Genomic DNA, 12,513 nt, shown 5'->3' on the forward strand with positions numbered 1-12,513 from the left:
GGCGCACGGATTCGGCCGATGCGCGGATGCGCACGAGGACGGCGGCGATCTTGTCCACGAAGTGGTTGAAGGCGCGGGCGATCTGGGTGAGCTCGTCGCTGCCGTGGGTGTCGAGGCGGCGGGTGAGGTCGCCCTCGCCGGAGGCGATGTCCTCCAGGGCATCGCGCACGACGGCGAGGCGGCGCAGCTGGCGGCTGACGGCGTAGGTGAGCAGGGCGACGGCGACGATGACGCACAGCACGGTGATGACGACGGCGACGTTGAGCAGCTCGCGCACGGGGCGGGTGGCTTCGGAGCGGTCGATGGCGATGGCCAGGATCCAGGGCGTGCCCTCCACCTTCGCGGCGTAGAACATGTTGGGGGCGCCGTCGATGGAGACGTCGGCACGCCCGCCATCCGATGCGAGCCGTGCGAGCTGCGCCCCGTCCAGGGCGGAGGAGATGGCCGTGACGGGCTTCAGTGCCAGTTCCGCCTTGGCATGGGCGAGGATGTTGCCCTGTCCATCCAGCAGGAAGGCGAAGCTCTTCTCCATGGGGTGGATTGCGTTGACCTTGCGGGTCACGGTGTCCAGGTGCATGTCGGTGCCGATGACGGCGGTGGGCTGTCCGGCGGGACCGACGGGCTCGACGAAGCTGATGGTGAGCTTGCCCGTGCTCGCGTCCACGTAGGCGGGCGTGAGGGCCGGCCCGCCGGCCTGGACGGCCTGCTTGTACCAGGGACGCGCGGTACCGTCGTAGCCTTCCGGCATGGGGTGCGCGAAGATGTTGCGCTTGTCGGCATAGACGAAGTAGGTGTCGTCGAAGGCGCCGGCCTGCTTGGCCGCGAGCAGGAAGGGCACCGGCTCGGCCTGGCCGACGGCCGTTTTCAGGGAGGATGTGATGCGCTGCTTTTCCTTGACCCATTCGGCCAGCTCGCTGGCATGCAGGCGCGTGAGTTGCCCGATGCGTTCGTCCAGCCCGGAGAGCGTGTTGCCCCTCACGACGAAGAAGGTGGCGAGCGCCAGGGCAATGAGTGACAGCGCGGTGATGGCAATGCAGATCCCGATGAGGCGGGCGCGAAGGCTATGGAACATCGACGGACTCCGAAAGAAGGCCTGTGGGAAGGGGGATCGCCTCGTTATCGTCGTTTGTTGAACTTTATCAACAGAATGAAACATTTGTTCTGTCAGCCGGAAAAATAAACACCGGCGTTTGCATTGGTGGCAGGGCGTATCCTCTCGCCTGCCTTATGAATTCACTGCAAATCTTTCTGCCTTGCGCCGCCGGCGTGGAAGGCTTCCTGGCCGACGAGGTCCACGGCATCACCGGCCTGACCGGGCACGACCTGCTGACGGGCCGCGGCGGCGTGCTGGCCCGGGCGTCGTGGCGCGAGGCGCTGAAGCTGAACCTGCACAGCCGCCTCGCGCAACGGGTGCTGGTGCACCTGGCAGAGCGGATGTACCGCTCCGAGAACGATCTCTACGCCATCGCGTCCGGGATTGCCTGGGAGATCTGGTTCACGCCGCGCCAGAGCTTCCGCGTCGATGTCACCGCCCAGCACAGTCCGCTCCAGAGCCTGAACTTCGCGGCGCTGCGCGTGAAGGATGCGGTGGCCGACCGTTTCCGAGCGAAGGCCGGCGGCGTGCGTCCCGACGTGGACACGCAGCAGCCGGACGTGCGCATCCACCTGCACCTCACCACGGACCAGGCCACGGTCTATATCGATACCTCGGGCGAGCCGCTGTTCAAGCGCGGCTGGCGGGAGGACAAGGGGGATGCGCCGCTCAAGGAGACGCTTGCCGCGGCCATGATCGCCGCCAGCGGCTGGGACCCGCTGGGTGATGCACCCCTGCCGCTGTACGACCCCTGCTGCGGCAGCGGCACGATCGCCATCGAGGCCGCGCAGATGGCCTGCCGCATTCCTTCCGGCCTGCGCCGGCGCTTCGCCTTCGAGAAACTGCTGCCCTTCCAGGCGCACGTCTGGAATGCGCTGCGCGAGGAGGCGCAGGATGGCATCGTGCCGGCCGCTGCACCGGTCTTCGGCAGCGATGTATCGCACCGCATGGTGGATTTCGCGCAGCGCAATGCCGAGCGCGCGGGCGTCGCCCAGGCGGTGCAGTTGCGCGGCGGCGACGCGCTGCAGCGCATGCCTCCCGGCGACCGGCCCGGCGTGATGCTGCTCAACCCGCCCTACGGCGAGCGCATCGCCGCCGCCGGTACGGCCGGACGCGATGCGCGGGAGCGCATGGGCGTGGTCGAGCGCGCCGGCCGGGAGACCGCGCAGACGGAGGACGGCGGGGATTTCTTCCTCCAGCTGGCCGCGCACTGGAAGAAGCATTACGCGGGCTGGCAGGCCTGGATGCTCACGCCCGACCTGAAGCTGCCCGGCAAGATGCGGCTCAAGGAATCGCGCCGCGTGCCGATGTGGAACGGCCCGATCGAATGCCGGCTGTTCCGCTTCGATATGGTGCAGGGGGCCGTGCGCCAGCGGGTGCAGGGCGCAGCGCCGCAGCCGGCGGATGCGCAGGACAGGGGTGGAGACCATGCCGGTTGAACTGCGCCTGCCCGAGCAGGCCGCGGAGGACGAGCCGGTGCGCTGCGTGGTGGTGGACACCAACGTGGCCCTGGACCTGCTGATCTTTTCCGACCCGCGCACGGGGCCGTTGCGGCAATTGCTGGCCCAGGGCCGGCTGGCGTGGATCGCCACGCAGGTGATGCGCGACGAACTCGAGCGCGTGCTGGCCTACGCGCACATCGTGGAGCGCATGGACTTCTACCGGGTGGACGCAGCGCAGGTGCTCGCGGCGTTCGATGCCCAGGCCCGCCTGGTGGAGATCGCGCCGCGCGTAGCCTATGCCTGCAAGGATGCGGACGACCAGAAGTTCATCGACCTGGCGGCAGCCCACCGCGCAATCCTGTTGTCGAAGGACAAGGCCGTTCTCTGCATGCGCAAGCGGCTGCTGAACATGGATGCGCACGTGGCCACCGCCCTGGTGCTGGAGGCCGCGCAGCCCGAAGCCGCCTGAGCGCGGCACGGATGCGTCTTCAGCCCTCGTCGAACTGGAAGCCCTCCGCAGGGTGCAGGGACCAGCCGCCATCGCCCGTGAGCACCAGCACGTGGGTGTGGTGGGCCAGCACGGCAGGACGGTGCGCGATGCTGATGATCGACGCTCCGCTCGCGCGCACGCGCTCGTAGAGGGCGGCCTCGTTGGCGCTGTCCAGCGCACTGGTGGCCTCGTCGAGGATGACGGTGCGGGGCTGCCGCACCAGCACCCGCGCGAAGGCGAGGCGCTGCTGTTCGCCGATGGACAGCTCCTTTTCCCAGTCGCGCACGGCATCCAGCCCGCCCACGCGGCTGGCAAGGTCGGGCAACTGCACGGCATCCAGCACCTCCAGCAGCTGCGCGTCCGCAAGGCCGGTGTCGCGGGCGGGGTAGATCATCTGGCTGCGCAGCGTGCCCGGCTGCATGTAGGGCCGTTGCGGCAGGAAGAACACGCTGTCCATGGGCGGGTGGTGCACCACGCCCTGGCCATCGCGCCACAGGCCGGCCAGGGCGCGCAGCAGCGAACTCTTGCCGCAGCCGCTGGCGCCGGTGATGAGCAGCGCGTCGCTGGGCTGCAGGTCCAGGGAAAGATCGCGCACCAGCAGGCGCGAGAAGCGGGGCGTGTAGAGGTCCAGCCCTTCGACGGCGAACCGCTCGCCTTCGCGGGCCTCGATCACGCCACACACCTGCGGCGACAGCGCGGCCACCGGCGCGGCCGTCGGTGCGACGGCGGATGGGGTGACTCCCCGCCGGCGCGCACGGCGCTGCTCGCGGCGTTGTGCGCGGCGATGCCGGCGTGCGGCGGCGGCGGCTTCCGGCTCCAGGGGCTCGGGTGTCCTGTGCTTCGCGGGCTCTTCCAGCAGGGCCTGGCGCAGGGTGTCGAGCCGGCCGATGCCCGCGACGAAGCGGCTCAGGCTTTCGAAGTTGTCCACGATCAGCGAGACCGAGGCCAGCACTGCCGCGAACGCGCCGCCGGCCTGGATGGCGCGGCCCACTTCCATGTCGCCCGACAGCACCGCATCGGCCAGGATGATGCTGGGAATGACCACGGTGAGCTGGCTGAAGGCGCGCTGGAAGAGGTTCAGCGAGCGCTGGCGCTTGATGAGGCGGGCGTAGTTGTGGAACACGGCCTGGAAGCTGCGGTCGAGCTGGGCGCGCTCCTGGGCCTCGCCGCGGTAGAAGGCGATGGACTCGGCGTTCTCCCGCAGGCGCATCAGCCCGAAGCGGAAGTCCGCCTCGCGCCGCAGCTGCCAGAAATTGAGCCGGATGAGCGGCGCACCGAACACGTAGAGTGCCACTACCGTGCCCACGAGCGCATAGACGGCCAGGAACGCGACCAGCGCCTGGGATATGGACCACAGCACGGCGCTGAACGCCACCAGCTGCATCATGGCGCCGATGAAGATCAGCAGGAAATGCGTGGAGCGGCCGGTGAAGCTGTTGATGTCTTCGCTGATGCGCTGGTCGGGGTTGTCCACCGTGCCTTCCGCATTCAGCTCGTAGTAGCGGCGGCGCCCGAGGTAGCCGTCGAGGAAGCGGTGGGTGAGCCACCGGCGCCAATGGTTCGCGAACGCGTCGCGCATGTAGTAGTAGAAGGCATAGACCGGCACGGCGAAGGCCAGGACGATGAGGCAGGTGCGGACCGCGCTCCAGAAGCGGTCGCTGTCCTGCGCGGCCAGCGCGGAGGTCATCTCCCCCGTGCGGTCGATGAGGCGCACGGCCAGGTGCGTCTCCAGCAGCATGAGCAGGATCAGCAGGCCCATCAGCGACCAGGCCGCGAACTTGCGGTCGCCCTGCCAGTAGGGCTTGGCGACGGCCATGAATTGCCGCCAGGCGGCCAGGGACAGGGCCGGTGCGCGGGTGCCGGCCGCAGCCTGCGGATCGGGATCGGCTGCCGTGGGCAGCGGCGCGGCGGCGGTGGCGGAAGAGGGCATGTGCGGCGGTGCGGAACGGGGCGGGAGCGCTTGACTGCACGATATGCGGGGGGCCCGGCGGGGTCCTGTCGGACGCCGCCCACGGGGCGTTACGGAAACGCCCCCGACCTGTCCAGGTACCGCTCGCGGCCGCGCGGCGCGTGCGTGCGCCGCGGCGGCGCGCTCAGATCAGGTTGCGCATCGCCTGGGCGGTTTCACGCAGCACGGGCAGCACGCGCGCGACCGCGTCGTCCGAGCTTTCGTGGCCCATGGGCATGGTGATGTTGAGCGCGCCCACCAGCACGCCATGGCGGTCTCGCAGCGGCACGGCAATGCCGCGGGAGTTCAGGTCCAGCTGCTGCTCCGACAGGGCCCAGCCCTGGGCGCGGATGCGGGCGAGTTCGAGCTTCATGCGGTCCATGCTGGCGATGGTGTAGGGCGTGAAGACCTGCAGCGGGCGGCTTTCCAGCCATTCGGCCAGCGCCTCGTCGCTGCGCAGCGCCAGCATCAGCATGCCCGCCGCGGTGACCTGCGCGGGTACGCGCGCGCCCAGCACGTAGCCGGTGCTCATGCTGCGGTTGGGGCCGTTGCGGGCGATATAGACCACTTCGTCGCCATCCATCACGCTGAGGTAGGCGATCTCGCTGGTGCCGGCCGCCACCCGCTGCAGGAACGGCTGCACCACGCGGGGCAGCCGGGCCGATTCGAGGTAGCAGCGTCCCAGCCGCAACACGCGCGGCGTGAGCCAGAACAGCTTGCCGTCACTAGCCACGTAGCCCATGTGCTGCAATGTGAGCAGGTAGCGGCGCGCGGCGGTGCGCGTCATGCCGGTGAGCTGCCCGGCCTGGCTGGCGGTCAGGCGCGGATTGGCGTCGTCGAACGCCTCGATGATGCTCACGCCGCGCTCCAGGCCGGCGATCCAGTCGCGCTTGTCCAGCCCTGCCGGGCCTGTGGGTTGATCTTCACGCATGCCGTGGAGTGTGCCTGTGTGGCCGGAGCGTGCCTCCCACCTCCGGCTTGGCGAAAACCCTGGTTCTGATCGATTGTCGTGCGGTATTGTGCGTTCATCGAACAAAAGCGGGCACGGTAACGCCGCCGGCATGCCAGCCCGGCTATAAACCCGGGTAACGCGGCCACCCGGTCCGGCCGCACAACGGAGCCAAGCCATGAGCCCCCCCATCACCGGTGACACGCAGGTGTATTTGCTGCCGGGCGACCCGGTCCGCAACGTGCGATTGCCGCGCATGTTCAACGCGGTATTCGCCCGTTTCGGCATGGATGCGGTGATGGTGCCGGTGCAGGTGCCGGTACGGGATTTCGCCCTGTATTTCCGCTCCGCATTCCTGGCGCGCAATCTGCGGGGCATGGTCATCGCACCGCCGCACAAGCCCAGGGTCGTCGATCTGCTGGACAGCTGCGGGCTGTGCGGTCGCGTGGCGGGCTCCGTCAACGTGGTGCGCCGCACCGACGACGGGCAACTGGAAGGCGACCTGTTCGACGGCGACGGCCTGCTGGATGCGCTGGACCACTACGGCATTCCGTTCCGCGGCCGGCGGGTGCTGGTCCTGGGGGCGGGCGTCAGCGCCGCGGCCATCGGCCTGGCCCTGGCCGAAGGCGACGCGGACAACCGCGCCAGCCACATCGCCTTCCACGACACCGCATCGGGCAAGGCCGCGGGCGTGGCCGCGCAGCTCGACGCCTTCTTCGACACCACCACGGTGGCAGTGGACAGCAATGCACCGGAAGGCTATGACCTGGTCATCAACGCCACGCCGCTCGGCCTGTCCGACGGCGACGCCAGCCCCGTGGACGTGCAGCGCATGGAGCCCCATGCCGCGCTTTTCGACATCCTGCTGCGCAACCAGCCCACGCCGCTCGTGCGCGCCGCACGCGCCCGCGGCCTGCATGCGCAGGCCGGCTTCGAGATGCTGATCCAGCAGATGCCGCACTACTTCCGCTACTTCGGCCACGCCGGGGTGGCCGAGGCCCTGTGCGAGGACGCGGACTTCCTGCGCGCGCTCATCTATCCGCCGGCCATGCAGGACGAGATTTCCCGTCCCCTGCGCTACCCGGGCGCCGCCGCGGCCTGACGGCTTCGCCGCAGCACCCGCCTGCCTCCCCGGCGGCCCCACGGGCCACGGGGAGCGTCTTCTCCATTCCTTCGCTCACCACCGCCCGTCGCACCATGATTTCCGGCAAAACCACGCTCATCGCCCACATCGGCCATCCCACGGAGACCTTCAAGGCCCCGATGATCTACAACCCCTGGTTCGAGAGCCGTGGCATCGACGCCGTGGTGGTGCCGATGGGGGTGCGGGCCGACGACTACGCCGCCTCGCTGCGCCAGATCTTCCGCTTCACCAACCTGCGCGGCGCGCTCATCACCATGCCGCACAAAGTCGCGACCATGGGCCTGGTGGACGAGGTGACGCCCACGGCGCGCATCGCCGGCGCATGCAACGCCGTGCTGCTGCGGCCCGATGGCACGCTGCTGGGCGATCAGTTCGACGGGGCCGGCTTCGTGCGCGGCGTGGAGCGCAAGGGCCGCCCCTTCGCCGGCGCGCGCGTGCTGGTCTCCGGCGCGGGCGGCGTGGGTTCGGCCATCGCGGCGTCCGCCGCCGCGGCGGGCGCGGCGGACATGATGCTGTTCGACATGAACCCCGGCTCCGCAGAGTCGCTGGCGGCCCGGCTGCGGGCGCACTATCCCCGGCTCGCCGTGCGGACCGGCTCCAACGACCCGGCCGGCTTCGACGTGGTGGTCAACGCCACGCCGCTGGGCATGCGCGAGGGCGATCCGCTGCCGTTCGACGTGGAGCGCATCGCACCCTCCACCTTCGTGGGCGAGGTGGTCATGAAGGCCGAGTACACGCCCCTGCTGGAGGCGGCCCGCGCACGCGGCTGCGCGGTGCAGGTGGGGACCGACATGCTGTTCGAGATGATCCCCGCGTACCTGGAGTTCTTCGGTTTCGGCCATGCCACGCCAGAGGAACTGCGCGCCGTGGCCCGCCTGGCGTACTGAGATCCGCGAGGGCACGCAGCCCAAGGCATGACCTAGGTCAATCCCGTATTTCGCGCGAATGACGAACGAAGGTGTTCGATGATCGATCGCCTGGACGCGGCGAACGATTGTGGCGGTGGGGGGGCGCTTCTACAGTCGTGCCATGGTTTTCCGTCGCGCTGCCATCCCTTCCGGTTCCGGCCCGCGGCGGCGTCGCCCCTCCCGTTCCTGAGCGCCGGGTTCCCTGTCTTCCGCCATGCCGGCCTTTTCCATGCACCGTTCCATCGCCACCGTCTCGCTCAGCGGCACCCTGCGCCAGAAGCTCGAAGCCATCGCTGCCGCCGGCTTCGATGGCATCGAACTGTTCGAGCCCGACTTCATCCACTTCAAGGGATCGGCGGCCGACTTGCGCCGCATCGCGGCGGACCTGGGCCTGTCGATCGACCTCTACCAGCCCCTGCGCGACATGGAAGGCCTGCCCGATGCCGCCTTCGCCCGCGCCCTGGACCGCGCCGAGCGCAAGTTCGACCTGATGCAGGAGCTGGGCGCGCCGCTGGTGCTGTGCTGCTCCAACACGCTGCCGCAGTCGATCGGCGACCCGGAGCTGGCCGCCGCACAGCTGCATGCCCTGGCCGAGCGCGCCGCCCGGCGCAACCTGCGCGTGGGCTACGAGGCACTGGCCTGGGGCCGCCACACCGCCCGCTTCGGCCAGGCCTGGGACATCGTGCGCCGCGCCGACCATCCGCACCTGGGCCTGATCCTGGACAGCTTCCATACCCTGTCGCTGCGCGATGACCCGGATCCCATCGCCGGCATTCCCGGCGACCGCATCTTCTTCGTGCAGATGGCCGATGCGCCGCTGATGTCGCTGGACGTGCTGCAGTGGGCGCGCCACCACCGGGTGTTTCCGGGCCAGGGCGATTTCGACGTGATCGGCTTCTTCGAGCAGCTGCTGCGCGCCGGCTACACCGGGCCGCTGTCGCTGGAGATATTCAACGACCTGTTCCGCGAAACGCCCAACCGCCGCACGGCCGTGGACGCCATGCGCTCGCTGCTGTACCTGGAGAGCGAGGCGCGCCAGCGCCTGTCCGCGCTGCCTGTGCAGCCCCTGCGCGTGGAGTTGTTCAATCCGCCGCCCGCGCCCACCTTGCAGGGCGTGTCGTTCATCGAATTCGCGGCCGACGAGGCCTCGGCCGGTGCACTGGACGGCGCGCTGCGCAGCCTGGGTTTCGTGCGGGCGGGCCGGCACCGCTCCAAGGCTGCCACGCTGTACCGCCAGGGCGGGATCCACCTGATCGTCAATGCCCAGCCCGATTCTTTCGCGCGCAGCCGCTTCGCCCAGCACGGCACCTCGGTCTGCGCCCTGGGCCTGCGCTGCGACGACGCCATCGGCGCGCTGGGCCGGGCCAAGGCGATGCGTTCGCAGCCCTACGACAGCCCGCTGGGCCCCCACGAGCAGCGCGTGCCCGCCACCGTGGCGCCGGGCGGCAACCTGGTCCATTTCGTGCCGGCCGCGCTGGGCGTGTCGGGCCTCTTCGAGTCCGATTTCATGCTGGAGAGTGCCGCACAGGATGCGGAAGGCCCGGACCCCGGCCTGCGGTGCGTGGACCACCTGACGCTGGGCCTGGGCCAGGACCAGCGCGACACCTGGGCCCTGTTCACGCGCGCCGTGCTGGGGCTGGACCGGATGGAAAGCCTGGACCTGGCCGACCCCTTCGGCCTGGTGCGCAGCCAGGGCGTGGCCAATGCCGACCGCAGCGTGCGCCTGGTGCTCAACGTGCCGCTCGGCCAGCACACGGCCACGGCACGCCAGCTGGGCGTGACCGGCGCAGGTGCCGTGCACCACATCACCTTCGGCTGCGACGACATCTTCGCGGCGGTAGCCGCCCTGCGGGCGCGGGGCGTCGCCTTCGTGCCGGTTTCGTACAACTACTACGACGACCTGCAGGCCCGGCTGGACCTGCCGCCCGGCCTGCCCGAGCGCCTGCGCGCCGCCGGGGTGCTATTCGACCGATCGCCCGGCGGCGACTACCTGCATGCCTACACCGAGAGCCTGCCGGGGGGCGTTTTCTTCGAGATCGCCCAGCGCACGGGCGGCTACGACGGCTGGGGCGCGGCCAATGCCGCGGCGCGCGCGGCCTCGCTGGCGCAGCAGTGAAGGCGCGCGGCTGTCCGGACGACCGACCCACTGCACCGTACCCGATTCCTTCGCCAACACCATATACACAGGAGACACGACCATGGCCCATCCCCCCGCCTCTTCGCCGCAAGGCAGGCACCAGTCGAAGAAAGCCGCCGCCAGCGGCTGGATCGGCTCCGCGCTGGAGTACTACGACTTCTTCATCTACGCCACCGCGGCCGCGCTGATCTTTCCGCAGATATTCTTCCCCAAGGGCGACCCGGCCATCGCGATCATCGCGTCGCTGGCCACCTACGGCGTGGGCTACGTGGCGCGCCCCATCGGCGCCTTCGTGCTGGGCCACGTGGGCGACACGCACGGCCGCAAGCAGGTGCTCGTGTGGTGCATGTTCCTGATGGGCTTTTCCACCATCGCCGTGGGCCTGCTGCCCACCTATGACCAGATCGGCCTGTGGGCGCCCGCGCTGCTGGTGCTGATGCGCCTGATCCAGGGCTTCGCCGTGGCCGGCGAGATCTCGGGCGCCAGCTCGATGATCCTGGAGCATGCGCCCTTCGGCCGGCGCGGCTTCTTCGCCAGCTTCACGCTGCAGGGCGTGCAGGCCGGGCAGATCCTGGCCGCCGCGGTGTTCCTTCCGCTTGCGCACTACATGCCCGCCGAGCAGTTCAACAGCTGGGGCTGGCGCATCCCGTTCCTGCTGAGCTTCCTCGTCATCATCGCCGGGTGGATCATCCGCCGTGAAGTCGCTGAAACCCCGGCCTTCACCGACAAGGCCGCGCAGAAGCAGCGCACTCGCTCGCCTGTCGTCGATGCCTTCAAGTACAACCTGCCCGACATGCTGCGCGTCGTGTGCATGGCGCTCATGAACGTGATCCCGGTGGTCGCCACCATCTTCGGCGCTGCCTATGCGGTGCAGCCGGCCTACGGCATCGGCTTCGCCAAGGACGTCTATCTGTGGATCCCGGTGCTGGGCAACATCCTGGCCGTGCTGGTGATCCCCATGGTCGGCGGCCTGTCCGACCGCATCGGCCGCCGACCGCCCATCATTGCCGGGGCGCTGCTGTCCGGCCTGATGGCCTTCGGCTACCTCTATGCCATCAGCATCCGCAACGTGCCGCTGGCCATCTGCATGTCGCTGGTGATGTGGGGCCTGGTCTACCAGGGCTACAACGCCGTGTTCCCCTCGTTCTACCCCGAGCTGTTCCCCACGCGCACCCGGGTTTCGGCCATGGCCATCTCGCAGAACGTGGGCACGGCCATCACTGCCATGCTGCCTGCACTGTTCACGGCCGTCGCGCCGCCCGGGTCCGCCAACATCTGGCTCACCGTGGGCGCCATCGCGTTCGGCATCACTGTCATTTCCGCCGTGGCCGCGTTCAGTGCGCGGGAGACCTTCCGCGTGCCGATGCGTGACCTGGGCGAGCCCGATGCCAGGCCGGTGAGCCCGCAGGAATACGAGCGGCTGCGCGCGCAGGCCATGGAGGGTTCGGCCGCCGAGCCGTCCCTGGGCGTACCGCGGCGGGGGTGACCGTCCCGCGCTAGGGCGCGAGCAGATCGTAGGCGGCGCGCACGCGCTGCACGTCGCGGCCCCAGCGGCGGTCCTGGGGCAGGCGGCGCAGCCAGGCGAGGCGGCGCAGCGCCCGGTCCATGGTCTGCCGGAATTCCGGGCCATGGGCGGCCGTCCATGCGGCGGTTTCGGCGCGCGCCGGGGCCAGTGCATCCGGCGCGCGCAGGTAGAGCGCGGTGGAGTGGGCATAGCACAGCAAGTCGCGCACCTGGCAGACGGGCAGCGGCAGGGTGGCGGCCGGATCGTCCTCGAAGTCCAGGTAGCCCACCACGCCATCCGGGCAGCGCACCAGGTTGCGCGCGAAAGCCTGGCTGAGGCAGGTGCCGTGCGCATGCACCTGCGCGATCGCCGCCAGGCCCTGTCGCCAGAGCGCGAGCACGGTCTCCGGGCCTTCCTCGACGTGGTGTTCGATCTCGTTGCCCAGGGAATGCGTATCCACCTCCGGCCGTCCCAGATCCCGGGTGAGCAGTCCGTCGGAACTGAAGGCCAGCACCTCGGGCACACGCAGCCCCAGGGCAGAGAAAGCGCGCAGGCGCCGCACCTCGGTGGCGATGCCCTCGGCTCCGCCCGGCGTGGGCACCGGCTGCAGCACGGGCAGGCCCAGCATGCCGGCGAGCAGTGCCATGGCCCGGTGGCGGCCGGGCCCGCGCACCGGTGCGGCGCGCTTGAGCCATACCCGCGTACCGTCCGCGGCGATGTGGCTCTCCACCGCATGCACCTGCAAAGGCAGCCGCTCGCGCAGAAAGGCGTCCCAATCGGTGGGCGCGGCGTGGGGCGCCGGCCGGGCAGGCGAGGGCGGGAGCACCGGATCGGGCGCGGGACCGGGCGGAAGGGCGGGCATGGACTGGGTGGGGGGGAAACAGGGGGGGCGTCAGGG

General features: G+C 70.0%; 10 protein-coding genes. 6 read left to right on the forward strand and 4 right to left on the reverse strand.

The features are described 5' to 3' along the window. A partial coding sequence (locus BLR05_RS07870) for a HAMP domain-containing protein (protein WP_143015874.1) occupies positions 1-1,072 on the reverse strand: 1,072 nt, incomplete at its 3' end. A gap of 155 nt (positions 1,073-1,227) precedes the next feature. On the opposite strand from BLR05_RS07870, the gene BLR05_RS07875 reads away from it, so the two are divergent. Both BLR05_RS07875 and BLR05_RS07880 read left to right on the forward strand, forming a co-directional pair. Then, the gene (locus tag BLR05_RS07875; RefSeq protein ID WP_092833479.1) at positions 1,228-2,532 is read left to right on the forward strand and encodes a THUMP domain-containing class I SAM-dependent RNA methyltransferase; all 1,305 of its coding nucleotides are present in this window, start codon (positions 1,228-1,230) and stop codon (positions 2,530-2,532) included. Beyond that, positions 2,522-3,004, forward strand: coding sequence for a putative toxin-antitoxin system toxin component, PIN family (locus BLR05_RS07880; RefSeq protein ID WP_092833481.1), 483 nt, complete (start codon positions 2,522-2,524; stop codon positions 3,002-3,004). Before BLR05_RS07875 ends, BLR05_RS07880 begins: the two co-directional genes overlap by 11 nt. A 19-nt stretch (positions 3,005-3,023) precedes the next feature. On the opposite strand, the gene BLR05_RS07885 is transcribed toward BLR05_RS07880, so the two are convergent. Both BLR05_RS07885 and BLR05_RS07890 read right to left on the reverse strand, forming a co-directional pair. Next, on the reverse strand, positions 3,024-4,955 hold the full coding sequence (locus tag BLR05_RS07885) for an ABC transporter ATP-binding protein/permease (RefSeq protein WP_092833484.1): 1,932 nt from the start codon (positions 4,953-4,955) through the stop codon (positions 3,024-3,026). Positions 4,956-5,118: 163 nt separating this feature from the next. Further along, positions 5,119-5,904, reverse strand: a complete 786-nt coding sequence (locus BLR05_RS07890) for an IclR family transcriptional regulator domain-containing protein (RefSeq protein WP_092833486.1) — start codon at positions 5,902-5,904, stop codon at positions 5,119-5,121. 196 nt (positions 5,905-6,100) lie between these two features. On the opposite strand from BLR05_RS07890, the gene BLR05_RS07895 reads away from it, so the two are divergent. The 4 genes from BLR05_RS07895 (at position 6,101) to BLR05_RS07910 (ending at position 11,597) form a co-directional block, all read left to right on the forward strand. Further along, entirely contained in the window at positions 6,101-7,024 is a 924-nt protein-coding gene (locus BLR05_RS07895) for a shikimate dehydrogenase family protein (protein ID WP_092833488.1), read from the forward strand. Between the two features lie 95 nt (positions 7,025-7,119). After that, on the forward strand, positions 7,120-7,953 hold the full coding sequence (locus tag BLR05_RS07900) for a shikimate dehydrogenase family protein (protein ID WP_092833490.1): 834 nt from the start codon (positions 7,120-7,122) through the stop codon (positions 7,951-7,953). 250 nt (positions 7,954-8,203) lie between these two features. Beyond that, positions 8,204-10,090, forward strand: a complete 1,887-nt coding sequence (locus BLR05_RS07905) for a bifunctional sugar phosphate isomerase/epimerase/4-hydroxyphenylpyruvate dioxygenase family protein (RefSeq protein ID WP_092833790.1) — start codon at positions 8,204-8,206, stop codon at positions 10,088-10,090. Positions 10,091-10,172: 82 nt separating this feature from the next. Continuing rightward, complete coding sequence (locus tag BLR05_RS07910; RefSeq protein WP_092833492.1) at positions 10,173-11,597, forward strand: MFS transporter; 1,425 nt, start codon at positions 10,173-10,175, stop codon at positions 11,595-11,597. Positions 11,598-11,607: 10 nt separating this feature from the next. Here BLR05_RS07910 and BLR05_RS07915 read toward each other — a convergent pair whose 3' ends face one another. Beyond that, the gene (locus tag BLR05_RS07915) at positions 11,608-12,477 is read right to left on the reverse strand and encodes a BUD32 family EKC/KEOPS complex subunit (RefSeq protein WP_092833494.1); all 870 of its coding nucleotides are present in this window, start codon (positions 12,475-12,477) and stop codon (positions 11,608-11,610) included. Positions 12,478-12,513 lie beyond the last annotated feature (36 nt).

Origin of the sequence: Paracidovorax cattleyae (assembly GCF_900104515.1) — a bacterium.
GTDB lineage: Bacteria > Pseudomonadota > Gammaproteobacteria > Burkholderiales > Burkholderiaceae_C > Paracidovorax > Paracidovorax cattleyae.